The organism is Leptospiraceae bacterium (assembly GCA_016708435.1).
GTDB lineage: Bacteria > Spirochaetota > Leptospiria > Leptospirales > Leptospiraceae > UBA2033.
Genome location: JADJFV010000033.1, coordinates 159,935 through 185,015 on the forward strand (window position 1 = coordinate 159,935; position 25,081 = coordinate 185,015).

The following is a 25,081-nucleotide window of genomic DNA, read 5'->3' on the forward strand; positions in this document are numbered from 1 at the left end:
AATTAATTAAGGAGTAAGAATTAGAATGGAAGATTTTGCAAAAGGAATTTTATACAATTTGGGACACCTGTCTCGGGATCAAGCAGATAATGCTAACTTCGGTATTGTGAAAGTAGATGACCAAGGTCAAATTTTACTTTATAATAAGTATGAGTCAGATCTTGCAGGGGTTCCAGTTGCAAGTGCAGAGGGGAAAAACTTTTTTACACAAGTAGCGATCTGCACAAACAATCGTCTTTTCTTTGGAAAATTTAAAGATGGTGTGACAAGTGGACATTTAGACTCATCGTTTAATTATGTGTTTACCTACAAAATGAAACCTACGAATGTTATGATTCAACTCTATCGGGACCAAGCTACATCTACTAATTGGATTTTTGTAAAAAAGAAGTAATCATTGCAAGAAGAAATTGGAAAGCTAAAAACCCTATATGATCGATATAGGGATCCATCCGTAGTTGCTAACTTGATTGAGGGTAATAACGAATTAACCGAAAAGCAGATTCTTCAAATAAAATACAATACTAAGTTGAAGAATCGTGCGTTAGGCGCGATTATTTCCATTCACAAAGACTCCGATATTGAAGAGATCAATTCTGCAATTCGTAATTTTTGGTTTGAGCTTAGATCGGAATGGATTAGGCATAATATGATTAATAACTACAATATGGTTATGAATGGCACAGCGGATATAGTCAGTGTTATGCAGTCTGGTTTTATTTCTGGAATGATTGGAGAATTAGAAGCTTTCATTCCAGAGGCAGAACTAGAAAAGATGAATGCTATAATGGTTAAGGTGCAATATGGAGATATTTAAATTTCTAATTCCGATAGGAAAAGATTAATTTTCTCCAACTGATCTTTACTAGTAGATAATTCTTTGGCTTTGAGTAAATCTTCCTTAGCCTCTACTTTTTTCCCAGAGAAAAAATAAGATATGCCTCTACAATAAAGAACAGATCCTTTTTTATTTTCAGGATATTTTTCTAAATAACTATTCCAAATAGAAATTGCTTCTGGAAATTTCTTTTCTTGTATTTGAATGAGTCCAAGTAGAAATAATGCTTCTGGTTTTTTGTCCTGGTTTTCTTTTCCATTGGAATTGTAAGATTTCAAAAAGTATTCTGATGAGTTCTTAAAATTTCCATTTCGATAATAGAAAAGTCCTAGATTATAATTAGGAAGAATGCCATCAGGAGATTCTTTTTGCTCCGAGATAAGACCTGCTTCGATATCTTTTTTGATATATGCTTCTTGTAATTTTGTGATTAATAGCTCGTTATTCGGTAGACCTGTAATTTTATCTATGAAGTTTCCATTTTTATCAAGCAGTAATATGGTTGGATATCCACGAACGGAATACTTAGCAACAATGTCTCTCGATTCATCGCCGTTGATTCGAACAGCAACAAATTTTTCTAGTTCTAGTGCGACATCTTTTGCAGGGAAAATTTTATTTTCGAGGTCTTTGCAATAAAGGCACCAGTCTGTGTATAAATCAATGATGACTGGCTTATTTTCCTCTTGCGCTTTTAGAAGAGCCTTGTCGAGCGAGGTTAACCATTTTGTTTCGGCGAGCATCGGAAAGGTAAAAAATAGAGTGAGAAAAATAGGGATAATTCGAATCATGGATAATACCTCTTTGTAAGTAGCAACTACTACAATAGAGATTTGATTTTAAAAAGAAACAGAAAAAAAGTTTTTGTTCAAACCGAAATTACTACAGAAAAAGGAATCTTTACAATCCAATGAAATTTTTAGAAGAATTAGAAGAATTATTAAAACAAAGAAAAAGAGAATTACCAGAAAAATCTTACACAGCCGAACTGTTTAAAAAAGGAATTGATCGAATCTTAAAGAAGGTAGGAGAAGAGGCTGGCGAAGTCATCATTGCAGCTAAGAATACAGATGAGCCTGAACTAGTTCATGAAGTCGCTGATTTGTTTTTTCATTTACAAGTATTATTAGTCGAGAAAAATATTCCTTTGTCAAAGATTGAAGATGAATTAAAAAAACGACATGGGCGGTAAATTAAAAGTATGCTCTTCAATTCGTTTTTATTTTTGATTTTTTTTGTAATCGTTTATCTACTTTATCATAATACATCCGAAAAGTTTCGAAAGCCAATCTTATTTTTCAGTTCTATTCTATTTTATGGAAGTTGGGACTATATAAGTTTTGATTCTATAATTCCAAGATTTTTAATTCACTTTTTAACTGTTATAACTATCAATTTTCTTTTCTTAAAATGGATGGAAAATTTGGCGAGTCAATCGGAAAAAAGAATTCCGCTTACGATTGCGATCGTGCTAAATATTTTAAACATTGCTTACTTTAAATATTTTTATTTTCTAGCTGAAATTCTTGGAATGATCATTGGCGAACCAAACTTGAAAGCAACTACAATGGGGAAAATACATATTATCCTTCCCATAGCAATTAGCTTTTATACATTCCAAATCATTGCTTATTTAGTAGACTACTACCGTGGGACTGTTACTGAGAAAACTTCTTACTTAGATTTCAGTATTTTTATACTATTCTTTCCACAACAATTAGCAGGACCTATTTTACGGGCTAATGAATTTATGCCGCAACTCAATACGAAGAGAACTCTTTCGGATGAACAGATTGTGCAGGGAATTGGACTCATTGGATTTGGACTTCTCAAAAAAGTTGTATTAGCTGATTCTATAGCTAGACTTTTAGATCCTGTCTATGCAAATCCTTCTGCTTATTCCGGCAAAGCAATCTTATGCGCCCTTGTGGGATTCTTTTTTCAACTCTGGGGAGATTTTTCCGGCTACAGCGATATTGCTCGTGGCTGCGGCAAACTTCTGGGTTTTGAATTACCAAAGAACTTCGTAGGACCTTTCTTTTCTCAGAGTTTTAAAGAAATGTGGACAAGATGGCATATTACTCTTTCTAGTTTTTTAAGGGATTATATCTATTTTCCGCTTGGTGGGAGTCGTGGATCAAGTCTCAGAACTGATTTGAATAATTTGATCACGATGTTTATTGCCGGAATCTGGCATGGGGCTAATTGGAATTATGTGGTTTGGGGAATTGTAATTGGTTTTTCTTTGATGTTCGAAAGAAATATTTTAAATCGATTTTATTTTTGGCGTGAAAGTAAAACAAAGTCAGCCATTGCAGTCCGTTTCCTTACGTTGGGAATATTCTGGTTTTTAATTGCAGATATGTTTCGAGTAGCAAAACTCAGTGATTTAGGCTTAATGATACAAAGGACAGCAACAATGGCAATGGGAGAAAAAATCCTATATGAAGAGTTTGGATATTTATGTGTTCTTTTCTTCATTTTACATGTATTTGAATACAACCCCTCTCTACTTGTATTAAGAGTTAAACGACCGGTAACCGCTATAGTCCTAAGTTCCATCGTTTTCTTATTTATGATGACTGCCCTGTCGAACAGACAAGTTCAATTCTTTTACTTCCAATTTTAACTATGAAATTAAAATACTTTCCAATTCTGTTACTCATTCTACTTTTTTGCTTTGATAAAATTTTTATAATTCCGCAAGTTCGTAAATTCGTGGTGCAAAATCATGTGAACTCTTATGAAGTTCTAGATACGCTTTTAGATAAGTTGTATTTAGAGCATATTGATAAAAACCAGAAGGTTCTTGGTAAGACTGTCGAGGAAATACAAAGAGAAACCATTCTATTTATGGGAACTTCTCGCAGTGTGGAATATGCTAATCTGAATAAGACTCTATTTGATAAAAATCCTTACATTAAAAATAAACAAGCACTAGAGCAAATCCCTGTTACCTCCTGGACAGTGCGGGCAGCCCCGTTTATTCACATCTACCAGATCTATTCTCATTTTCTAAAAAAGCATCCTCGCCCTAAAATGCTAGTGTTGGAAATCAATTACATATCTTTTAATAAGAATAATGTATTTAGAGAGAAGAAGGATATTTATGATTTTACATTGGAAGAATTTTCTGAGGTTTACGAAGAGTTATCCAACAAGGATAAAATTGAATATCTTTCGACATTGTTTTTCGTCTTGAATAAATCCAATATTAGCTGGAAGAGCTTAATTCGTTCCGGTGGAAATTCTGACCAAGATGTAAATGCGACTTTAGATTTTGTAATCAATGCAAAGAAACTCATGGAGATGAAAGAAAATAAAAATTCAGGTTGGATGCATGGAATTAAAGAACACCAAGAGTCTCCAGAGCAAATAGAGATTAACCGCAAATACACCGAGTGGGTAATTCAGTCTTTCTTTCAAAATTTTCAAATGGATTTAACATCTAGCAATTTATTTAAGAAAGTTTTACGGGAAGCAAAGGAAAAGAACATCAATCTTGTTTTGTATCGTCCCCGCACGCATGAAGAACTGAAATCTTCTACCAAGAAATATACAAAAGGAGAGGCAGAATGGCTCTTAGAAGTGAAGCGATTAGCGAAGGAAGCGTCCATTCCTTTTTATGATTTTGAAGAGCCCGGTTATTTGGAATGCGATTACTTTGCGGATACTAGCCATTTGTCTAAATCTTGTTTTCCGGAAGTGGTAGAGAAAATTGTTTTAGAGGGGCGGGAAAGAATACCACGGATGAACACGGATGAACACAAATGAATCGAAAGGTAACCATGGAGATCAGATTTTGTTTATTTGCTCTAATTAAAGTGATTAGTGCTGTCATGGTGTGGTTCGACAAAGCACACCAATCAAGCTTTTCGAATCCATACTTAGTAGAAGAGTATCCTTATCTTTTAAAGAATGATAAAAAATAGAATTCCAAAAGCGCGATTTCTAATTCAAAATAAAACTATCTCTCTAAAAGAGTTTGGGGAAATATTAGACTATAAAGTAAAGGTTCAAATTGGCAAGGATTGTAAGAAGAGAGTGAGTGTTTCGGAAAAGTTTCTTGCTTCTCTTTTGAAGCGGAAGGTTTTACTTTATGGAATTAATACTGGCTACGGTCCATTGGCTACTACTCATATACCTCTAGCTAATGCAAAAGAATTACAACGAAACTTAATTTATCATCTAGCGACTGGAGTAGGGGAGCCTTTCTCTGAACTCTATGTAAAAGCTTTGATGCTAGCTAGAATCATTTGTTTATCTAAGGGGTATTCGGCGATTAGCCTCATTTCCTTAGAAACGCTCATTGTTTTTTATAATTTAGAAATTATACCTATAATTCCAAAACTAGGAACGGTAGGGGCGAGTGGAGACTTAACGCCATTAGCTCACATGACTTTAGCACTCATGGGTGAGTCTGACGTAATTTACCTAGGAAAGAAAAAGTCTGCCAAGAATATAATCCAAAAAATGAAAATTAAACCACTCGACTTAGGTCCTAAAGAAGGCTTAGCCTTAGTAAATGGAACTTCCGTGATGACAGGAATTTCTGCGGTTAATGGATATTTGTCGGAGAGAGCACTTGACTTTGCAGTTTCTCTTTCTGTGCTTTATGCAGAAATCATGGAGGCGAAGGAAGAAGCCTTTCATCCTTTGATTGGAGAGGTTAAGCCTCATGCTGGTATGAAACAAGTCCTAAAGATTTTTCAGGAAAAAGCAAAAGGCAGTTCTCGGTTCAAAAAGAAAAGAGAACTGAGTCTTACTACAAGCATTTCTTATGAAAATGAACTCCTGCAAGATGCTTATTCCATTCGATGTATTCCACAAATCTTAGGAGCAGTGGCTGATGTGATTCACTTTCACAATGATACAGTGGAAGTGGAATTAAACTCAGTAACGGATAATCCCATTTTTGCTCTGCCGGAAGAGACAGTTCTACACGGTGGAAATTTTCAAGGTCATTCAATTGCGCTTGCTGCGGATAATCTCTATAATGCGATTACGAATCTTGCTATCCATTCAGAAAGAAAAATTGCCCGTATTACTGATCCAAAGTTAAACAACGGTTTGCCTCCTTTTTTACAGGGAGATAGAAACGGACTACAAAGTGGATTTATGGGTGCACAAGTCACGGCGACAGCAATTCTTGCTTGGATAAGAAGCAATGCTATTCCATCTTCCATTCAATCTATATCGACTAACGCAAATAACCAAGACGTAGTCAGTATGGGAACGATTGCAGCTCTTAAAACATCAGAATGCCTAGACAGAGTATTTGATATTCTTGCAATAGAAGCACTTGTAATGGCACAGGCATTTGAATTAGAGAATGGTTTTTCTCCAAATGCTGGTTTTAGTAAGAACTCTATTGAGCTTGTCAAGCGGATAAGAGTGATTTCACCCTTTCTTGGTAAAGATAGAAGTCTATCGAAAGAAATTCAGTCTTTGAGTCAGGCGATGAAGTTAAATAGATTGTAAGTAGTCACTTTCGAAATAGACTATTTCTCAATTTCATATAGTGCCCTAACCTCATCAGCGTCCATTGCACGGTTATACACCCGAACGTCATCTAGGCTTCCTTGATAGTAGTATATGTTGTCCATTCGTCGCCCAAAATATAAAGGAGAATCGCCGGTTGTAAGAGTAAAATTTCCCTGATTCACAAAGACTCCATTTTTATAAGTAAAAACAGTAGTAGAATTATAAACAAAAACCCAGTGATCCCAATTCGTGGTAAGTGCCTGTCCAGTATTCAGATCAGCAAAATGTCCATAAAACATTATGACTGAGTTTGAGAATACGCCATAAGCCTGTGATCCGACAAGGCTACCCCAATTCACTAAATGCTGAATTGTATTAGAAGGTGAGGCTGGATGTTTTACCCACGCACTAATAGTTCTAGGGTTACTTCCTGTAATCCCCACGTTGGAACCAGCCAGAATATAATCATCCGTTCCATCAAAATTATATGCGCTGTTAGCATTGCCTTTTCTATCCGTTACAAGCTGAGGCAAATTTTGAGTTCCCCCTGCTCCGTAAAAAGTGGAAGAATTTGATGTTACAGTGTCATTCGCATTTCCGGAAAATGGATGATAGGCAACTAGTCCATTGGAAATAGATAAATCGCTAATAGTCAGTGCAAGAGAAGACGTTCCAAGTGTGGCGTTGTCTCCTAAAACTTGTGTGATCTGAAATGTAAAAGTTTCATCGACTGCTTCATACGTAGTATCATTTGTAATTGGTATGTTAACTGTTTTACTTGTCTCGCCCGATCTAAAATACAGAGTGCCACTCGTTGCTGTATAATCTGTTCCTGCAACTGCTGTGCCATTGGAAGTAGTATAATCAACAGCGATGATACTTGCTGGACTTGCCGACAAACTGATAGTAACCGTTGCATTTCCAATGCCTTCCCAAATCGTTGCATTGACAATAGATGCATTCACTACTCTTGTTGTCGCATTGGAAGGAGTGAGGTTACTAACGATTATGCTGATTAAAGCTGTTGCGATTTGGGTTGCATTTTTTGCTGTGACCGTATAATCCATCTTATCCTTTAATACAGTAGGTGAACCGCTAATTACGCACAGATTACTGAATGACAAACCAGAAGGAAGAGAAGGAGAAATCGAACAGGATGAAATATCTCCAATTACGGAAGGGTTAATAGAAGAGATTGGCACATCCTTTACAAAGGCATACACTGTGTTTGCGTAACCAACATAGAGCGGTAACTGCCCAGCTTCTAAAACAGCGATACTTATTTTTGTATTGGTAGAGCCGCCCGCATTAGTTCCTGTGATTGTATATTGAGTTGTGTTTTGGACTTTCTGAGGAGTTCCATAAATTGTACAATTAGAAAGCAAATATAGTCCAACAGGCAATTCAGGAGATACAGAACAAGAAGAAATAAACCCAGAATACGAAGGACGCATAGGAGCTGTCGAGACTTGCTTATTCAAAGGATAAAACGAACTATTATAAGCAAGGGATGAAGGTGATACTAATTCCTCTGTTGTAAAAGAAAAAATATATTCTTGGTCTAGTTTTTTATTGCTATTTCCCCTAACGTTTATTTTTACAGTAGCGGTATATTTTGTTTTAGGTTTTAACAAAGTGTCCGGCGTAAAAACGACAACTTTGTTATTTTCAACAGAATATGTTCCAGGTATTGTATTTCCTGCATTATCTGTAACGTATATCGTATTGATCGTAACACTTGGGCGAAAAATTGGTTCTGAAAAAATGAGCTTTACTTTTACTTTAAGACCAACGTTTTGCTCATTATTAGAAGGCTCTTTCGTAATAAGATTTGGCGGTGGCGGTGGTGGTATTTCGGATCCGGCAACAGAAAAAGAAAGTTCAAAATCTCCTTTTGAAAGAGAATTTTCTGCTAGGTCAGAAACGTCTGAGCCTATTTTCACTTTGTATTTTTTGCCTTCCTCCCATCTGCCCGTCAGTGAAAAAATTATAACCGATGAGAGTCCACGACGAATTCCTACAGGAACTTGCAATCCGGTATCCTGCAAAGTTACTATAATATTTGCGTCCGGCAGAATTTTATTTACTGGTTCCGAAAAGTCGATACTTACAAATTGAGAAGAGTGAATGGTGTCGCCAACTCTACTATCTCTTACTCCAAACCCGAAACTTCGCATCGATGGAGATGTTTTGGTTTCTAAGGGAAAATGCTGAGTAACCTCTGGCAGAACTGTATCTTTTTTGTTAGAAGTCATAAAGGTAATAGAGAAGTCTTTTCCCATTGAAAGCTGAGCCGTATCCTTTACATTTGCATTGACTGTCAAATTGTAGTAAGTATAATTAGCCAAATCTTTTTTGGGTTTGAGTTGAAGAATATTTTCGGAAGTAAGAGACAGATCAAAACCTATAGCAGCACCGTTTTCTTTTAGAATAAAATTTTCCTCTTTTAAGGAACGAGGATCTAATGCCTCGCTAAATTCAATAGAAATTTTAGCATTAATATCTATACTAGACGATTCATCAATCGGTGTAATAGCGTTAATCGCTATAGGACTTACATCGCGCAAAGTTCCTGTAGTGAAATTAAACTCATAGTTGTTTTTTAGTTTATTCCCTGATGTATCCTGCACGCCGGATACATTGACCAGATACTTCTTATTAGCCACAAGATCAGAATTTGGTGTAAATATAAGACTGTTGTTTATAAATTCCGTTTTGCCTTCTACTACTATTCCATCCAGAGTTACTAAAAGAGGTTGACTAGTATATGCTGTAACTGTTTTTGAGAATAATATCGTTATGCTCCTGTTTAACTCAAATTCATCATCAATAGGATTGGGCGATGTAAAAGAAACGGTTGGCGGTGTTGTATCAGCCGTTAATAGTTTAGTCATATACGCATAGAGTGGCGAAGAATCCTTTACTTTTGAAATACAAGAAGAGTTCGTAAAAATAACAATCGCAATAAAAATTAGTATACTTACTAAATTCCTTATCTTATGAAAAATTTCTAAACCTAGCGGATAGTTCTTTTTTTGCACGATTGGTTGCTTCATACTTTTTCTCCTTTTTTAAAAACTACTTGTATACGAAATCCCGTAAACTTTACCGAGTTGAGTTGAATCACGAAAAATTTCTTGATTATATTGAACGGAAATATTCTTTAACTCCATCGGTATAGGAGTGAAGATAACATCGATTAAGTTCAATATATAAACACCTGCAAGAAATGCTGCTATTCGATTTACTTTTTCAATGTCTTCATTCATTACATTTTTTTGAATCTCTGAAAAGTAGAGGTAGTAGGGACTGTAAGAACGAGACTGATCTAAAAAAGACAATTGAACTAACGCATCATAGTTCCTTTTGTTGTTCTGATATTGTCCTAGAGCCGACTGGTATTGTATCCCTGCGGCAATCAAAAGAATTGGATATATAAAGGCTCTTACGTAATGTTCTTTTTCAAATTGACCCCACCCAGGAAAAAGAATCGACCTCCACACATAAGGTGTAATTGGCGGACTTCCTGCTTGCGGATTTTGAATGGGATGTTCCCATTGTTCTAATGTCCCACCTGCGATTTTACGTGAAAAATTTTCAACACGATCTTCCTCTTTTTCTTCCCCAGAAATAATAATCGTTTCAGAAAAATCCACTTTCTTTTTCGCGATGTCAATGACCTCTCCGACGATATAATACTTATTAGCCGCAAAACTAATCTCACCGGATAACAGCTTGTTTACTTTTAACTGTGCGGCAATTTGACTAGAACAAGAAACTGTGTTGCATTTATTTTTTTCTAATTCTTTTTCCACGGATAGCCTGTCAGGAACTACAAATAGGCCGGTATTGATTATCTTCGTTCGAATCAGATTAGAAAGAGATTCCGCTTTTGCTGATGTTATACCCTTTCCTGCTTTAAATTTTAAAATCATTATCTGTGGTTTCTCGGCTTCTTTAGGTTGCCAATTGGAATTTTGTAATAAAAATTCAGCGATTCGCAATCTCTCCAATTCATAATTATCTTGATTGGATAACACATCCTTCCACTGGACAATTTTAAACTTTAGAGACTTAACAAACTTTTTTGCAATTTTCTTTCTTGCCCCATCTTCATAAGCTATATCAAAAAAACCAGCTACAATACTTACTTTCACATTTTCAATGACCTGTCCATTCTTTAGGGCTAAAGTGTCGGCAAATATAGAGTAACCACAAAAAGAAAAAAGAAGAGTCGCCAAACGAAATATTTTATAAGAACAAATATCTTTCAGTGTTTTCATACGGAAATTAATTAGAGCGTGTCTGAGAAGACGTTAGGCTATTTCTCTAAGAGCATAACTTCTTCTCGGATAGGCTTTTATACCTAACGTGATTTTTACCCAGATTCAAGAAACTTATAGAAAGGAAAAGAAAAAAAGCATTTACTCAAAATTTATAAAGAGGAATCTTGGAATTCGAAAAAACAACAGGATACTGCAAATATGATAAACCTTTTTAAAAAAAATCTCTGCCTACAAAAAACATTCGTTCCACTTTCCAAAGTATTAATCCTGAGCGTTATTCTGCTTTCTTGCAAAGAGAAATCAGAGAAATCTATACTAGAAGAATTTCACCCAGAAGCGATAGTGCTTTTGTCTGTTGGAGATGTGACTAATAATGGTAAACCACTAAAGGGAGCAGACAGGATTAAAAACCTAGATACAATTCAAACAGGAATAAAATCTCTTTGCGATTTGCAAATCATGGGAATAGAATCTGAAACTATCATTCGTTTGCGCCCAGAGTCCAGTCTTAAATTGACAGGAAAAGTCCTAAACGACAGCAAAGAAGTAAATATACTAACTGAGGTTGGTGGATCCTTAATTCATGTAAAAAAATTAGGACAAAATGAAGGGTTTAGTAGCATCACACCCACTGTAGTCATTGCCGTTCGTGGAACAAAGTTTGAAGTGGATGTAAAAAAAAATGGAACAACTAAGACTACAGTATTAGAAGGAAAAGTTGCAGTGAAACTAAAACTTCCTCAAATAGAAAATATTACCGATGATCTCATTCAAAAAAGTGAGACTTTAAAAAACATCTTGGGCACTCTTAACGCAAAGGAAATTGTAATCGAGACAGGTTCAAGCTCGGAGGTAAATTCAGAGACGATAAAGAGTTTTTTAAAAGAGACAGGCACAGTTGATCTAATTGCAAATTTGACTCCAAATAACGTGGGTGATATTGACAAGAAATTTGACCCTAATGTTGTTAAGGAAAAGCTTTCTAAATTAGACAACAAATTCATCCAAGCCCCAAGTCAAAAAGCTGATTCAAAAATGGTAGAAGAGAAACTCAGAGAATGCGAAGAATTGCTATTTGCCGAAAGAGAAAAACTCAAAGATCCAAATATGATTCAAGATGCAATAAAACAAAGAACCAAATTAAACGAAAAATTAGTAATGAAACGAATCGAACAGATCATCGGTAAAGAATCAGAAATTTATATAATGAAAGATGGAAGGCGGATAATTGGAGTAACCGCATCTCAGGATGCCGTGAAAATTAAAATACAAACATCATATGGTCTAATCGAGATTCTAAAAAATGATGTCGAAAATGTAGAGCCTAACGAATAAAATAAAGTTAGGTAGTCACAAAAAAAAGCCCGACTTTTACATCGGGCTTTTTTATTATAAGGCAGGTCTGAGACCTGTCGTCTAATAAAGATTTATCTCTCAGAAGCTAATTCCCATTTCTCAGGAGATCTCCATAGACCGGAGAGTAATAGCTCACGAATCCAGATAAATTCTTTTGGAATCTTATCATAGAGTTTTGTGAAGAGTTCTTCGTGTAACAGCAATTCACTTTTCCAACCTTCTCGGTCAATTGAAATCACTTCATTGAATTGTTCTTTAGTAAATTCCATTCCTCTCCAATCAATATCTTCATGGCGTGGAACCCAACCAAGCGGAGATTCGATAGCAGAGATTTTACCTTGAGAACGTTCAACAACCCATTTGAGGATACGCATGTTTTGCCCAAAACCAGGCCATGCAAATTTTCCTTTATCGTTCTTACGGAAGAAGTTTACTCCGAAGATACGAGGTGGGTTTGGAAGTTTACGACCAAAGTTTAACCAATGTGTAAAGTAATCAGCCGCATGATAACCAATGAATGGTAACATAGCAAATGGATCGCGTCTAACGTTTCCAACAGCACCTACTGCCGCAGCAGTTGTTTCAGATCCCATAGTTGCAGCAGAATAAACACCGAAGTTCCAATTGAACGCTTGGTATACGACAGGAACAAGGCTACTTCTTCTACCACCAAATATGATTGCACTGATAGGAACACCTTTTGGATTTTCATATTCAGGGTCTACAGAAGGGCATTGGCTAAGTGGAGCGGTAAATCGCGCATTTGGATGAGCGGAAGGTTTTCCACTTGCAGGGTCAAAAGGTTTACCTGTCCAGTCAATTAAGCCTGCTGGTGCTTCAGGAGTCATTCCTTCCCACCATACATCTCCGTCTGGAGTGAGAGCTACGTTTGTAAAAATTGTATTTTTAGCTAATGCAGCCATTGCGTTTGGATTGGTTTCTACGTTAGTTCCAGGGGCTACACCAAATAAGCCTGCTTCTGGATTGATTGCATAGAGATGTCCATCTTCTTTTGGTTTAATCCAAGCAATATCATCTCCAACTGTTGTTACTTTCCAACCTTCCATTTCTTTTGGAGGAATAAGCATTGCAAAGTTTGTTTTACCACATGCACTTGGGAAAGCTGCGGTTACGTATGTTTTAACCCCTTGTGGATTTTCAACACCAAGGATAAGCATATGCTCTGCTAACCAACCTTCGTCGCGTGCCATTGTAGAAGCAATACGGAGCGCAAAACACTTCTTACCCAGAAGAGCGTTTCCACCGTATCCAGAACCATAAGACCAAATCATTTTTTCTTCTGGGAAATGAGTAATGTATTTTTCTTTGTTACAAGGCCAAGTAGAGTCTTTTTGTCCTGGTTCGAGTGGTGCCCCAACAGAGTGAAGAGCTTTTACGAATGGCTTGTCACCTAGAATGTCTAGGACTTTTTTTCCCATACGGGTCATGATTTTCATGTTCACGGCAACATAAGCAGAATCAGATAATTCTACACCGATATGCGCAATATCCGAACCAAGTGGACCCATGCTGAACGGAATCACATACATGGTTCTTCCTTTCATAGACCCTTCATAGAGTTTGGTCATTGTCTTTTTGATTTCATCTGGATGAACCCAATTATTTGTAGGACCTGCATCTTCTTTTCTTCGTGAGCAAATATAAGTTCTGTCTTCTACGCGTGCAACGTCAGTAGGATCTGAGAATGCAATGTAGGAATTTGGTTTTTTGGCAGGATTTAGTTTTTTAAATACCCCAGCATCAACGAGGTTTTGGCAAAGTTTATCGTATTCTTCTTCTGATCCGTCACACCAATAAATTTTATCAGGCTTACAAAGCTCTGCTGTTTCCTTAACCCAGTCGATTAACATTTTATTCTTTACATAAGATGGTATTTCCATGTATAAATTCTCCTCGTGTTTACTTTTATATACAATTTGATAAGTCCTTCCTATTTTCAAAGAACTTTTTTTTACTATTTAACTGAGATTTATCATAAGAATTAGGCTTCGTAAAGGCTAAGTGCCTTTCTGTAAAAAAAACAAAAGTTTTCTAAGCTACAGCAGTAGTCTTAGAAGAATTTATCACCCAGAGCGAAGAAAAATAAAGAGAATTTTTTTAAAAAATTGCAACCAAATCCTGTTGATTGGTCATCCCGTCCGTAAGCGAAAGATGTTTTAGGTATAATCCTGTAAATCTTGGAATCCTGCCTAAAAAAAGCGATTCGTGATTGACTACTGTAAAGATATTATAATAATTCCTAAGCATGAACCTTTCTCGTTTTACCCTACTATTCATCGGCTTATTTTTTTTTTCGAACACAGCTTGCAAACAGGCTACCAATTCCATTCTTCAAATTCCAATTGCATGGGAATATGCCGAGTCCGAGCAATATGAGCCTTTAAGCTTTCTTGCGGATAAGGAGTTTAAGCCTCTTGAAGAATCACAAATTAATGGCCTCGCAACGTTAGTTCCGAATGAAAAAGGCTTTTTATGGGTAAAAGGATCGTTTAATTTCAATTCTACGAATGAACCAGTCGCGATTTCACTTGGAAAAATTATAAGCGCAGAAGAAACGTATATAAATCGATTCTTTCTTGGAAGAACAATTCGAAAAACTAAAGAGCAGTGGAATTTTTGGAATCTATATCGGCATTATCCTGTTGCAAAAGAACATCTTCTTGAGGGGAAAAATGAAATACTCCTCAAAGTCTATGTTGATTCAGAAGGAGCAATTCCTGCTTACATCGAAATTGGAAATAGAGAGGAAATAGACGCTGTTATTTTTTCAAAAATGTTTTATGAGAGCTATTTGAATGGAATAGTCACGGTTTTATTTATTGTAATTGCTCTATACCATTTATTAATTTATTGGAAACGCAAACAAGACAAGGAAAATCTATATTATGCGATATTTTGCTTTTCCTATTCTTTGTATGGATTGAATTTTGTAAGTTGGATATTGGGATCATTTTTAGATGTCAATTATTTCTATTTTCAAAAATTCATTTTCACTTCTATGTTTGTTTCTGCCTATGCACTATATAGATTTATATCAATTTTTTTAAAGCGTAACGACCGGAAGTGGTTTTCCATTCTTTTTATGATTCTTCTGGTAATACCTCTGCTTATAACAATTGGTGCACCTAGTTATAATTTTATGTATAAGACTCGCGGCATAATTATGTTATTCATAATGCCATTTCTGGTATACATTCTGTTTGTCCCTGTATACAATTATATAAAATACAAAAACATGGAAGCAAAGACTATGCTCGCTAGTTTGGTAATTATTTTTACCATTGCATTTCATGATATATTCAATGTAGTATTCAAATGGAATTCTAGTTTTTGGGTTGGTCCTGGGATTCCTTTATTTATGGGAAGTATCATGTTCTTACTTGGAAATAAATTTGTTGATGTGTATAATCAAACAGATGAACTAAATGAAACTCTCGAACAAAAAGTCGTAGAGAGAACAAAAGAAGTAATGGAAAAGATGGATGTGATTAAAGCATTAAACATTCAGCAAGACGGAGATTATTACTTAACTTCTCTCATTGAAAGACCACTTGGAACTAATTATAATAAATCGAAGAATGTAAAGACTGAATTCTATGTAGAGCAGAAGAAAAGATTTCAGTTTAAAAACCGCAATTCAGAACTAGGTGGAGATATTTGCATTAGTGGTAACTTACGATTTGGCGATGGAAAGGATAGATATGTGTTCTTCTTTAACGGAGATGCGATGGGCAAATCCATGCAGGGAGCTGGTGGAGCGATTGTAGCGGGAACTGTGGTTAATAGTATTTTGGCGCGATCAGCTAGAAATAACAAGATTCAAAAGATTTCCCCTAAAGATTGGATAACGGAAACTTATCTCGAACTAGATAGCGTATTTAAAACCTTTGATGGATCTATGCTCATGTCCTGTGCCTGTGGAGTCATTAATGAGAAGACAGGTCAGATGTGGTATTTTAATGCAGAGCATCCCTGGGGAGTAATTTACCGAGACGGAAAAGCTGATTTCATTGAATCAGGATTAAATCTTAGAAAGCTAGGAACAATCATAGAAGGAAATGTTTTTCAAGTTCAGGAATTTCAATTTTGCAACGGAGATATTTTCTTTGCGGGCTCTGACGGAAGAGATGATTTGGATATTTCTCTAAACGGTGGGCGGGATATGAATGAAGACGAGACAAAATTTCTTCGTGCAGTAGAAAGCTCCGCCGGAGAGATTACCAAGCTTGTAGAAATCATTCATAGTCTTGGAAAGGTTACAGATGATTTGTCGCTTATTCGAATTGAATTTCATGACAAGGAAGAAGAGCAATCTGCTACATCCGAACTTATCGGGGAAGCTAAAAATCTTATCAATTCAGGTTCAGTATTAGAAGGTATTTCTAAATTATTGGAACATTTGAATCAAAAGCCGGAAGATTTATCTGCATTAGAAATACTTTCCAATTTATACTATGAACAAAAAGAGTATAGGGAAGCCAGTTTCTATATGGAGAAAATATTGGCTCTTTCGCCTAACGATTTGGATACAATCTTTAATCTTTCTCTATGCTATAAACATATGAGAGAATATGATTTATCGACTAGCTTTGCTGAAAAATTATTGGAAATGAATCCAAAGAAAATTTCCAATATTATCAATCTAGCAGATAATTATAGAATTAAAGGAGACTATTTAAAATCGAGAGAGTCGTTAAATCTTGCCATTGATTCCATTTCCTTCTTTGAAAACGCAGTCAAATTGGATAGAATCTTAAAAGCAAAAGGCTATTAACAGCTTGACGTAATTGTTTTATGCTGTTTGAATAATGATAGTAGTTGGATTATTAAAAGGTGGTATAAAAATGAGAGCAAATAAAACAAATATAGGATTTAATTTCTTATTAAAAACTTTAAAGAGTATTATTCTTTTTATCTGCTTTGGGTTTACTGTGGAAATTTTCTCTGCCGATATGCTTGTCGTTGCTATGACTAAAGTAGGAGAGGCAGTTTATCAGAGAGGTGGAGGAAAGGAAACTCCCATTGCTAAAGGACAGGTTTTCGATAAAAAAGATAAAATCATCACAAAAAATGGGTTTGTTGATTTACAAGTGGGGCTAAACTCTATTATCCGTGTTGCAAAGAATTCTACAATATCGCTATCTGAATTAATTGAAGAAGTTGGATCACAAAAAGTAGAACTGAATTTGAATAAGGGAGCAATATTCGCTAAGACAATAAAGAAAATGGATAAGAAATCAGAATTAAAAATTATCACACCCACCATCACGGCAGGAGTAAGAGGAACTCAATTTTTAATTCAAGAAGGCGAAGACAATTTATCCACAGAAGAAAAATTAGAGCCAGGGGTTTACGTAAAAGAAGGTGCTGTTGACTTAAAGACAGATTATTCTCCTGACACAATTGCTATTGAAGCGGGGCAAGAGCTTGTTACCTCCCAAAAGAATTTACAAGCCCAAATACTAAGTGATTACGCTCGCGAAAAAATGAAAATCCTAGACACCTTAAATGCAATGAAAGAATCAAACTACAAACAGTTACAGGAGCAAAGAGCAAAGAATAAAGATCTGATGAAGAAGTAATTACCAACGTATCGCTATTGGAGATTACAAAAATTTATTTTGCTCTTTCGAGTCTTCTTGCGATTCCATCTTTTGCATTTAAGATGAGCAATGTCAAATTGATAAGCCCAGAGCTTATTTCAAGTGTTTGTAATATCCAGAATAGATTTGTTACCGGCTGAATTTTTGAAAGGTATAATAAGATGTATGCGCTTGGCAATAAGATAAGTATTCCATTAGCCGCAATGAATTTCATACGGGACTGTTTTCTAATGATCAGAATGTTGGTTGATTTTCCAGCAAGCTTTCTTCCTGAAATGCCTGTTCCTATCAAGGTAATTACCAAAAAGGGTATTAACCAAGCGATGATTTGTTTCGCGGTGATTATTCTATTGAAGTCACCGGAGAATTCTGAGCTTATAGTTAGCACTTGGAAGAATAGAATAATGAGTATTGCCAATATCCCGCCTAGTTTATGCAATTGAGAGATTTTCATTTTCTCTCCTTGTTTTTATATTACTTGTCTGAACAAGTATTTACTTTTTATTTCATAAATAGAGTTCTGTCAACTTAATTAGTTGTCTAGACAAATATATTAATTGTTTAAGGAAGAATATAACAGAATATGGCTTTATGATTATATTGGATGAACAACTTGGATTTAATATTAATAGGATCGCCATTATTTTTAGAAGAGAATTGATGCGCTGTTTAAAAGAATATAAACTTTCTCCTGAACAATGGCAAGTGCTAGTAACTCTCTGGAATAAGAAAGCTCTTTCCCAGGCGCAGATAATCGAACTTACTCTTCAGGACGCTCCTTCGACATCAAAGATGATTTCTCGTATGGAAAAAAGCCAACTCATTGAAATAAATGCATCGAATAAAGACAAACGAGTAAAAGTTATTACTCTTACAAAAAAAGGCAATTCATATAGAAATACATTACCAAATAAATTATTAAAGCATTTCGAAAAATTATTAATCGATTTCCCACTTAATCAAAGGAAAATATTGTTGATTCAATTAAAACAATTACGCATTTCTCTAGGCGATATAAAAAAAGAAGGTGCAGAATAAATGTCCTTTCAAGAAAAATATAAAAAGAGAAGATTCATCTTTTTCTTCATTATCTTTTTTGTCTTTGGAATTCCTACTTATTTTTATCTGCGAGCCCTTCCTATTCCAATTCTTCCCGTAAAGAGTTCACTTACAGGAGGAGAATTCAGAATAGCCCACCGTTGTGGCAAACGAGTATTACCCGAAAATACCTTGTTTGCCTGTGGAGAAATCTTTCATAAAAATTTGGCTGATCTATTAGAAATGGATGTTCATCTGACTAAAGATTCTCATCTAGTAGTGATTCATGATTCTTCTGTTGATAGAACAACGAATGGAAAAGGAAAAGTGGCAGAGTTAAATTATGAAGAGATAAAGAATTTAGATGCAGGATATACTTTTACAGAAGATGGAGTTACATTTCCCTATCGAAGTAAAGGAATTTCTATTTTAGAATTAGAAGAATTTTTTAAAGAACTACCAAAAGCAAAGTATTATATAGAAGTAAAAGTCAAAGAACCATTAGCCGCAGAAATCTTAATTGGATTAATAAACAAATACCAAATGCAGGAAAGAGTATATATAGGTTCCGTTCGTGATGGAGTAAATGAAAATCTACGAAAACTATCCAATCATAAAATTCCTGTCTTCTCAGGGCTGATTCATTCCGGTAAATGGTATTTATCCTATCTACTCGGAATACGCGGGATTGTAAATCCACCGGAAGTATTGGCTATTCCTGATATGCCGCATCTACTTCCTATTACGGATGATTTTATGAACGCAGTCAGGGAGCAGAATATTACACTCCATATCTTCACTATCAATAACAAAGATCAAATTATAGAACTCAAAGCAATGGGATTAGACGGGGTAATGACGGATAATCCTGATTTGTTTTCACAAGATTAAAATTGTAAGATACCCCAAGTGCTTGGATTTGTTCCAAGCGTTCCAGTTGTCCAACGAAACCAATGCTGAGCTGCAGTTCCTGCGACTAAGTCATCATCGTTTACCCAGAAAGTAAAACCAATTACTTGACCTGCGGTTATTCCAGATATACCTAAGTCAGTAAAAGGAATTTTCATTTCTATATTCCAGCCTGCATCTGTATCTGCATCATTATTCAAGGTAGAACCTGTAGTATAGTTAGAGCGGGTAACGCTCGGTGTCCAAGCTAGCCAGCCGGGACCGCCTTTACCGTAATTTTCATAAGATGCTCCAGTGAGTGGCGTAACGATCATATGAAAATCATTTGCGTCTGTAGTCACTGTCCGGTTAAATCCCATATCAAAGAATAATTCAATCCCATCATTTAACCAGGGATTACCAGTGCTATCTACTCTTAGAAATTTATCATCCGAATGAATGAATATATAAAAATTATTGGCATCATAGGCAAATCGAATATAACCGGTTACATTCAAATCTGCTCCGCCAGTATAGTCTGCAAAAGTAGGAACGACTGGAAATGAAAAACTGATTTTAGGAGTTGAGTTCCAAGCAGTATCATTGTCTAGTCCATCAATTACGATAGAGTTGTCGGATACTACTGTCTGGATAATGGACGTTGTCCCTAACATGCCGGAGGCAATTGTTCCAGTCGAGTATTGGACGGCGTCGTTATATAAAAAAACTTTGTAGTAGTAGAGGGTTGCAGTAGAAACGGATGTGTCATCCATGCTCGCATTATCGCTATTAGCCGATATAGTAGTGCCGTCATTTATATCTGAGGGTACACTACCTATTTTGCGCTTAATTAACACGCCATTTAATTTACAATTGGAAGGATTTGTCCAAGTTAAGCTAATTTTATTTGGTGTTGTGGAAGTTGTGAGTAAAATTCCTGTCGGGTTTGTCGGAGCAGTAGACGTGCAGCTATCTGTTGTCACAGTCGTAGGTGTGGCGGTGGGTGTCGTTGTTGTCGTAGTTGGTGTTGCCGTCGGGATATTAGGTGTTGTAACGCTTATATCTGTTGAACTACTAATACTAGGCTTATTTAAATCAATAAAACCCTTTATGGCTGGCTGGTTTGGCTTATTGCAAGCAGTTAGTAATGCGGCAAAGATTAGAATCGTAGGAAGGTATTTCATGGTATTTGTGTCAAGTAGGATAAAGTCATAAGCGCAGTCCTCTTCTTATATTTAGACGAATTAAAATATTGATTTTTCTTCTAAATACTTAGGTCAATGTCGCCTTACTATAAATAAATTCTAGACATTTTTATTAAATTTTTACTTTAAAGGATGGCTTGTTTTTAATTTAAGTTAAATTTACAAGAACTAAGAAATTTGTATTTTGTGAATGTTTCTAAAGGAGAATTTTATGTTCAAATTTTTAATTGCGGTAGTATTAGTCGTTGGATTAGTAAGTTGTGAGAAAAAACCTAGCGGGCGCGTATTCTTTGTTAGCCCACAAAATGGAGAAGAGGTTAAAAGTCCTGTGGTTTTTAAAATGGGATTAGAAGGAATGGAGATTCAACCAGCAGGCGAAGTGCTACCTGGAAAAGGACATCATCATATCATCATCGACGGAGATCCAATCTCTTCCGGTCAAGCTGTTCCATTTATAGAAAAGAAAACATTTCACTACGGCAAAGGGCAAACGGAAGCTTCCATTGAACTTGAGCCAGGAGAATATGATGTTACCCTCCAATTTGCAAATGGTGCACATGTTTCATACGGACCTGAGCTTTCATCTAAAATTAGAATCAAGGTTATTCCGTGAATTTGATTTCAAAAAAGAAATTTTGGATTTTTGATATGGACGGGACATTGACTGTAGCCGTTCATGATTTCCCTGCGATAAAAAGAGAATTAGGAACGCCGGAGGAATTGGATATATTACATGGGATTAGTCTTATGTCAGAAGAGGACGCAAGGCTAGCCCATGAACGATTACAAGAAATCGAATTTAGATTAGCCTCTATCGGTAGAGCCGCGGCTGGAACTATGGAGCTTCTAGATACACTGGCGGCTAATAACTGTTATCTAGGAATACTGACTAGAAATACTTTAATCAATACACTGGAAACTTTGCGTGCCGCTAATTTGAAGAATTACTTTCCTGATTCTCATATTGTGAGTCGAGATCATGCAGAGCCTAAGCCAAGTCCTGATGGTATTCATATCTTACTGGACAAATGGAAAGCCTCTCCAAATGATGCAGTTATGGTCGGTGATTACATCTTCGATCTAGAAGCGGGAAATAGAGCTGGCTTGCATACTATTTACGTAGATCCAACAGGAGAATTTGTTTTCCGAGATCATGCGAGTCATTGCGTCAAACAATTGGATGAAGTTTTAAAGATTTAGAATGAGGAGAATACAAATATGGATTTAAACACAGAAATGTATCCAATCGATTTTTCAGAAGATGAACTAGACGTTCTAAAAAGCACATCAGTTCCTTATAAGTCAGTTCATAAGAAGATAACTTCTACTAAGAAGAATCGCGATGGATTTTATTATATAAAATTTACAATCAAGGAAATCAGAGAACTCAATGAATACCTTGCATCGATTTTGAACCGTGACCTTGCTGACGAAGGAGTGTTGAGCGAGATCATAGACAGACTTGACGCAACTCTTAAGAATACTGCCGGTTATCCGATCATAGATTAAAGTTTTCGTTTACCCCAATATCTCCGGGTCGGGCTTTCCTATGAAATAACCCTGCGAATGCTCGACTCCCATTTCCAATACTTTGGCTTGAATATTTTCTTCGGAGACGAACTCAGCAATTACTTCTGCATTAAGGCTATGCGACAATTCAATAATAGCCTTTGTAACTAAATAGGCTTTGTGGTTTTTAATAATATTCTTAATGAACCAGCCATCAATTTTTAGATAGTCGGGTTGAATCTCTATTAGCCGTGCCAAGTTAGAGTAATGCACACCGAAGTCGTCAATCGCAATCTTACAACCTAGCTCTTTTAGATTCTGTAAAGTCTTGAGGCTCTGGCTGTTTATATCTAAAGAAACATTTTCTAGGATTTCAAACGTTAGGCGAGAGGGAGATATATTATAGTATTGCAGTTTTGCTTCTACAAGTTGTGCAAAGTCTTTGTATTCCAAATCAAACTGAGTGATGTTAATCGAAAGCAGCTTGTCGGAGTTTTTAAATTTTTCAAATGCTTTGTCCATTACAATGATAGATATTAGTTTCATCAAGCCCATTGCACTTGCAAGATTGAGAAAACGATCAGGTAAGATTATAGAGCCTTCATCGTTCATTCGCACAAGACATTCATACTTAGTAATCTTTCCCGTCTTGTTATCCATTATCCCCTGAAAATACGGAATGATATGCTTCTTTTCAATCGCAGTATTTAATTTACGACCCCAAAAAATATTTTGCTTATGAAATTCGATTTCGTTTGTATGCTCGGAAAAATAAGAATTACTAGAATTGTTGAGTCGATGTAGCAAACCGGATTTAGCCGATGAGTATAGATTTTTATTCCCGTTTGTAATAGAAATAAATAATGATATTTGAAAAGAAAGTCCTTCTACTATAATATTCTCCGACTTAAGCATTAATCTAAAGAGAGAAAATTTATGAATAAAATTTTCGGTAGTTGGATTCGTGGATAAAATTAAGAATTCATCTTGCTGGGTGTGAAACATTTCTTCCCCATCTAGAACGCGTAAAGAGATAATCCGTATTAACTGCAAAAGGATTTTATTATATATCTTAGCTCCAAAGTATTCAATGAAATAGGAGTAATTTTCTACTTTTAAGACAGCAAGAGTAAGTGTGAGTCCTTGACTGGAATATTCTTCAAATCGCTTCTGTAATTTTTCCCAGTTCGCAAGATTGGTATCACTGTTATAAAAAAATGATTTTTCGAGTGCGGCATTTTTCTCTGTGAGTGCTTTTCGCGCATAAAAAGAATTAACCACGGCATTCACAATTTCAATTAAATCTTTAGGTTCAATCGGTTTGGAAAGAACCCGATAGATATTTGCTTTGTTCAGCGTGTTTACAGTCTCTATTGCATTGGCAAAGTCTACTAATAGAAAGTTTCTTGTTTCTGGATTTGTTTCATGGATGCGGATAAATAATTCGTCTCCGCGCATAATTGGCATTATCTGGTCACAGATTATGATCGGTATCTCTACTCCTCGGAGATTACAATCTGCGACAATTTCAAGGGCAAGGTCAGAGCGTTTGGAAGAAATAATTTCATATTCACTCCCAAACGTTTCTTTTAATTGAATCGTGATATTTTCTAAAAACAGGGATTCATCATCTACACATAGAATAACAGGTTTTTCCTCTCCTCTATGTTAGAAGGATTTTGCATTATTTTATTACTCTTGGCAAATGATTATTTACCTGCAAGTTGCGTATAATAGTAAATAGCCCCAGCAAGTGCGAGACCAGCAAGAGTAGCAAGTGTAATCTTAATCCAGCTCCATGGTCTATCGCCCGTTACTTCTCCGGTTCTCGCATTGATAATGAAACGATAAATTTTTTCATTGTAACGATAGCTGGAAATCCAAAGCGGTAAAAGTAAATGTTTAAATTTTACTTCGCTGTAGGTTGTATTCATGGTGGTAACTTGTTGATCATCGCCGCCAATGTCACCACGTATATGAGAACGAATCGGGTCTTCCATTTTTTGTTTTGAAATTGAAAATCCTTCTTCCAAGCCGATTTTGTATCTTTCCGTGACAAATCCACTTAGATAACGAGCATCATAAGGTTTTAACTCATGTAAATCCCAAGGCTCTAATTCATCAATCATTTCATGAGGTAAAGACTTGGACGCACAAACTAATACATCGTCAAAATCAACCTTAACGGAACCAGAAACAGGATACCATCGTGTATGACGAACCTCTCTGGTCTGGGTTTGACCTTGGTTGTCTTTGTAACTTTCGGTTACATAATAGTATTCTCCCCGTTGCCCAGTATATCGAGTAAATGTATTTGCATCGTATGTCCAATAAGGAAGATAGATTCCATCCATTCCACTCGCATTGGCACGTTTGCTTAGGTCGTTAGGTGCAAACCAAAGACCTTTGATCCAGTCGATGTATTTTTGTTTTGCCTGAGGCTTATCTACGTGAAAAGGAAGAACACTCTCAGGGACAAACATAGCATCTTGTCCCTTTACTTCGGCAACCATCGGAGAACCACAGAAGGCACATCGGTCAGACTGTGCCGTCATAATGGAATTAGCCCCACAGCCACTGCATTGAATTTCTTTCCCGCCCGTTACTACATCACTCGCTTTCACCGAGCGAACATTCTTCACTGCTTCATTGAAGTCATGCTCTACTACTTGAGTAGTTGCTGTAGCAGAACCATCAGTAGCCCCACTTGATGCGGGGATAACAACGACTTGTTCATGTCCACAATAGGCACATACAATTTTGTCTGTGCCAGGTTTGAAGGTAAGTTTGGCTCCACATTGAGAGCAGGGAAATTCTTTCTTTTCAGTAGCTGTTTCTTCCATAGGTCTATCC

At 36.1% G+C, this 25,081-nt stretch carries 23 protein-coding genes; 15 read left to right on the forward strand and 8 right to left on the reverse strand.

Annotated elements, in window-relative coordinates; translation table 11 throughout:
• Window positions 1-25: 25 nt before the first annotated feature.
• On the forward strand, window positions 26-394 hold the full coding sequence (locus tag IPH52_21520; protein ID MBK7057579.1) for a photoactive yellow protein: 369 nt from the start codon (window positions 26-28) through the stop codon (window positions 392-394).
• A gap of 3 nt (window positions 395-397) precedes the next feature.
• On the forward strand, window positions 398-817 hold the full coding sequence (locus IPH52_21525) for a hypothetical protein (protein MBK7057580.1): 420 nt from the start codon (window positions 398-400) through the stop codon (window positions 815-817).
• On the opposite strand, the gene IPH52_21530 is transcribed toward IPH52_21525, so the two are convergent.
• Window positions 814-1,629 (reverse strand): thioredoxin family protein, encoded by an 816-nt coding sequence (locus IPH52_21530; protein MBK7057581.1) that lies wholly within the window; start codon window positions 1,627-1,629, stop codon window positions 814-816. The two genes, IPH52_21525 and IPH52_21530, sit on opposite strands and share 4 nt — an antisense overlap.
• Before the next feature lie 119 nt (window positions 1,630-1,748).
• Between IPH52_21530 and hisE the strand changes: the two genes are divergently transcribed.
• Genes hisE through IPH52_21555 form a run of 5 tightly spaced genes read left to right on the forward strand, consistent with a single transcriptional unit; the run spans window position 1,749 to window position 6,319 of the window.
• Window positions 1,749-2,030 carry a phosphoribosyl-ATP diphosphatase gene (gene hisE, locus IPH52_21535; GenBank protein MBK7057582.1) on the forward strand — a complete coding sequence of 94 codons (282 nt, stop codon included), beginning with the start codon at window positions 1,749-1,751 and terminating at the stop codon, window positions 2,028-2,030.
• Window positions 2,031-2,039: 9 nt separating this feature from the next.
• On the forward strand, window positions 2,040-3,467 hold the full coding sequence (locus IPH52_21540; GenBank protein MBK7057583.1) for an MBOAT family protein: 1,428 nt from the start codon (window positions 2,040-2,042) through the stop codon (window positions 3,465-3,467).
• A 2-nt stretch (window positions 3,468-3,469) separates the two neighbouring features.
• Complete coding sequence (locus IPH52_21545; protein MBK7057584.1) at window positions 3,470-4,612, forward strand: DUF1574 family protein; 1,143 nt, start codon at window positions 3,470-3,472, stop codon at window positions 4,610-4,612.
• Between the two features lie 14 nt (window positions 4,613-4,626).
• A complete protein-coding gene (locus IPH52_21550; protein ID MBK7057585.1) occupies window positions 4,627-4,770 on the forward strand; it encodes a hypothetical protein in 144 nt (47 codons plus the stop codon).
• Entirely contained in the window at window positions 4,757-6,319 is a 1,563-nt protein-coding gene (locus tag IPH52_21555) for an aromatic amino acid lyase (GenBank protein ID MBK7057586.1), read from the forward strand. Before IPH52_21550 ends, IPH52_21555 begins: the two co-directional genes overlap by 14 nt.
• A gap of 20 nt (window positions 6,320-6,339) precedes the next feature.
• Here IPH52_21555 and IPH52_21560 read toward each other — a convergent pair whose 3' ends face one another.
• On the reverse strand, window positions 6,340-9,378 hold the full coding sequence (locus IPH52_21560) for an Ig-like domain-containing protein (protein ID MBK7057587.1): 3,039 nt from the start codon (window positions 9,376-9,378) through the stop codon (window positions 6,340-6,342).
• 15 nt (window positions 9,379-9,393) lie between these two features.
• Window positions 9,394-10,605: a hypothetical protein gene (locus IPH52_21565; GenBank protein MBK7057588.1), complete on the reverse strand. Its 1,212-nt coding sequence runs from the start codon at window positions 10,603-10,605 to the stop codon at window positions 9,394-9,396.
• 201 nt (window positions 10,606-10,806) lie between these two features.
• Between IPH52_21565 and IPH52_21570 the strand changes: the two genes are divergently transcribed.
• Window positions 10,807-11,943 (forward strand): FecR domain-containing protein, encoded by a 1,137-nt coding sequence (locus tag IPH52_21570; protein ID MBK7057589.1) that lies wholly within the window; start codon window positions 10,807-10,809, stop codon window positions 11,941-11,943.
• 92 nt (window positions 11,944-12,035) lie between these two features.
• Here the strand turns inward: IPH52_21570 and IPH52_21575 are convergent, their stop codons facing one another.
• Window positions 12,036-13,865, reverse strand: coding sequence for a phosphoenolpyruvate carboxykinase (GTP) (locus tag IPH52_21575; protein ID MBK7057590.1), 1,830 nt, complete (start codon window positions 13,863-13,865; stop codon window positions 12,036-12,038).
• 365 nt (window positions 13,866-14,230) lie between these two features.
• On the opposite strand from IPH52_21575, the gene IPH52_21580 reads away from it, so the two are divergent.
• Both IPH52_21580 and IPH52_21585 read left to right on the forward strand, forming a co-directional pair.
• Window positions 14,231-16,759 (forward strand): SpoIIE family protein phosphatase, encoded by a 2,529-nt coding sequence (locus IPH52_21580; GenBank protein ID MBK7057591.1) that lies wholly within the window; start codon window positions 14,231-14,233, stop codon window positions 16,757-16,759.
• Window positions 16,760-16,793: 34 nt separating this feature from the next.
• A complete protein-coding gene (locus IPH52_21585; GenBank protein MBK7057592.1) occupies window positions 16,794-17,567 on the forward strand; it encodes a FecR domain-containing protein in 774 nt (257 codons plus the stop codon).
• A 34-nt stretch (window positions 17,568-17,601) separates the two neighbouring features.
• On the opposite strand, the gene IPH52_21590 is transcribed toward IPH52_21585, so the two are convergent.
• A complete protein-coding gene (locus IPH52_21590; GenBank protein ID MBK7057593.1) occupies window positions 17,602-18,042 on the reverse strand; it encodes a hypothetical protein in 441 nt (146 codons plus the stop codon).
• Window positions 18,043-18,179: 137 nt separating this feature from the next.
• Here IPH52_21590 and IPH52_21595 point away from each other — a divergent pair, with 137 nt between their 5' ends.
• Both IPH52_21595 and IPH52_21600 read left to right on the forward strand, forming a co-directional pair.
• Complete coding sequence (locus IPH52_21595; GenBank protein ID MBK7057594.1) at window positions 18,180-18,626, forward strand: MarR family transcriptional regulator; 447 nt, start codon at window positions 18,180-18,182, stop codon at window positions 18,624-18,626.
• Window positions 18,627-19,517: a hypothetical protein gene (locus IPH52_21600; protein ID MBK7057595.1), complete on the forward strand. Its 891-nt coding sequence runs from the start codon at window positions 18,627-18,629 to the stop codon at window positions 19,515-19,517.
• Here the strand turns inward: IPH52_21600 and IPH52_21605 are convergent.
• The gene (locus tag IPH52_21605; protein MBK7057596.1) at window positions 19,514-20,698 is read right to left on the reverse strand and encodes a hypothetical protein; all 1,185 of its coding nucleotides are present in this window, start codon (window positions 20,696-20,698) and stop codon (window positions 19,514-19,516) included. The genes IPH52_21600 and IPH52_21605 overlap by 4 nt on opposite strands.
• 232 nt (window positions 20,699-20,930) lie before the next feature.
• Between IPH52_21605 and IPH52_21610 the strand changes: the two genes are divergently transcribed.
• Genes IPH52_21610 through IPH52_21620 form a run of 3 tightly spaced genes read left to right on the forward strand, consistent with a single transcriptional unit; the run spans window position 20,931 to window position 22,228 of the window.
• Window positions 20,931-21,332: a DUF4399 domain-containing protein gene (locus IPH52_21610; protein ID MBK7057597.1), complete on the forward strand. Its 402-nt coding sequence runs from the start codon at window positions 20,931-20,933 to the stop codon at window positions 21,330-21,332.
• Complete coding sequence (locus IPH52_21615; protein ID MBK7057598.1) at window positions 21,329-21,919, forward strand: HAD family hydrolase; 591 nt, start codon at window positions 21,329-21,331, stop codon at window positions 21,917-21,919. Before IPH52_21610 ends, IPH52_21615 begins: the two co-directional genes overlap by 4 nt.
• 18 nt (window positions 21,920-21,937) lie before the next feature.
• Window positions 21,938-22,228, forward strand: a complete 291-nt coding sequence (locus tag IPH52_21620; protein MBK7057599.1) for a hypothetical protein — start codon at window positions 21,938-21,940, stop codon at window positions 22,226-22,228.
• A 9-nt stretch (window positions 22,229-22,237) separates the two neighbouring features.
• On the opposite strand, the gene IPH52_21625 is transcribed toward IPH52_21620, so the two are convergent.
• Window positions 22,238-23,686 carry an EAL domain-containing response regulator gene (locus IPH52_21625; GenBank protein ID MBK7057600.1) on the reverse strand — a complete coding sequence of 483 codons (1,449 nt, stop codon included), beginning with the start codon at window positions 23,684-23,686 and terminating at the stop codon, window positions 22,238-22,240.
• A 251-nt stretch (window positions 23,687-23,937) separates the two neighbouring features.
• A complete protein-coding gene (locus tag IPH52_21630; protein ID MBK7057601.1) occupies window positions 23,938-25,071 on the reverse strand; it encodes a hypothetical protein in 1,134 nt (377 codons plus the stop codon).
• Between the last annotated feature and the right edge of the window lie 10 nt (window positions 25,072-25,081).

What these genes read in the sequence shown, in the direction of transcription:
- IPH52_21540 (MBK7057583.1), top strand. Translation starts at nt 2,040, where the DNA reads ATGCTCTTCAATTCGTTTTTATTTTTGATTTTTTTTGTAATCGTTTAT.
- IPH52_21605 (MBK7057596.1), bottom strand. Translation starts at nt 20,698, where the DNA reads ATGAAATACCTTCCTACGATTCTAATCTTTGCCGCATTACTAACTGCT.
- hisE (MBK7057582.1), top strand. Translation starts at nt 1,749, where the DNA reads ATGAAATTTTTAGAAGAATTAGAAGAATTATTAAAACAAAGAAAAAGA.
- IPH52_21630 (MBK7057601.1), bottom strand. Translation starts at nt 25,071, where the DNA reads ATGGAAGAAACAGCTACTGAAAAGAAAGAATTTCCCTGCTCTCAATGT.
- IPH52_21520 (MBK7057579.1), top strand. Translation starts at nt 26, where the DNA reads ATGGAAGATTTTGCAAAAGGAATTTTATACAATTTGGGACACCTGTCT.
- IPH52_21590 (MBK7057593.1), bottom strand. Translation starts at nt 18,042, where the DNA reads ATGAAAATCTCTCAATTGCATAAACTAGGCGGGATATTGGCAATACTC.
- IPH52_21595 (MBK7057594.1), top strand. Translation starts at nt 18,180, where the DNA reads ATGATTATATTGGATGAACAACTTGGATTTAATATTAATAGGATCGCC.
- IPH52_21585 (MBK7057592.1), top strand. Translation starts at nt 16,794, where the DNA reads ATGATAGTAGTTGGATTATTAAAAGGTGGTATAAAAATGAGAGCAAAT.
- IPH52_21570 (MBK7057589.1), top strand. Translation starts at nt 10,807, where the DNA reads ATGATAAACCTTTTTAAAAAAAATCTCTGCCTACAAAAAACATTCGTT.
- IPH52_21625 (MBK7057600.1), bottom strand. Translation starts at nt 23,686, where the DNA reads ATGCGCGGAGACGAATTATTTATCCGCATCCATGAAACAAATCCAGAA.
- IPH52_21575 (MBK7057590.1), bottom strand. Translation starts at nt 13,865, where the DNA reads ATGGAAATACCATCTTATGTAAAGAATAAAATGTTAATCGACTGGGTT.
- IPH52_21580 (MBK7057591.1), top strand. Translation starts at nt 14,231, where the DNA reads ATGAACCTTTCTCGTTTTACCCTACTATTCATCGGCTTATTTTTTTTT.
- IPH52_21530 (MBK7057581.1), bottom strand. Translation starts at nt 1,629, where the DNA reads ATGATTCGAATTATCCCTATTTTTCTCACTCTATTTTTTACCTTTCCG.
- IPH52_21600 (MBK7057595.1), top strand. Translation starts at nt 18,627, where the DNA reads ATGTCCTTTCAAGAAAAATATAAAAAGAGAAGATTCATCTTTTTCTTC.
- IPH52_21565 (MBK7057588.1), bottom strand. Translation starts at nt 10,605, where the DNA reads ATGAAAACACTGAAAGATATTTGTTCTTATAAAATATTTCGTTTGGCG.
- IPH52_21545 (MBK7057584.1), top strand. Translation starts at nt 3,470, where the DNA reads ATGAAATTAAAATACTTTCCAATTCTGTTACTCATTCTACTTTTTTGC.
- IPH52_21620 (MBK7057599.1), top strand. Translation starts at nt 21,938, where the DNA reads ATGGATTTAAACACAGAAATGTATCCAATCGATTTTTCAGAAGATGAA.
- IPH52_21555 (MBK7057586.1), top strand. Translation starts at nt 4,757, where the DNA reads ATGATAAAAAATAGAATTCCAAAAGCGCGATTTCTAATTCAAAATAAA.
- IPH52_21560 (MBK7057587.1), bottom strand. Translation starts at nt 9,378, where the DNA reads ATGAAGCAACCAATCGTGCAAAAAAAGAACTATCCGCTAGGTTTAGAA.
- IPH52_21610 (MBK7057597.1), top strand. Translation starts at nt 20,931, where the DNA reads ATGTTCAAATTTTTAATTGCGGTAGTATTAGTCGTTGGATTAGTAAGT.
- IPH52_21550 (MBK7057585.1), top strand. Translation starts at nt 4,627, where the DNA reads ATGGAGATCAGATTTTGTTTATTTGCTCTAATTAAAGTGATTAGTGCT.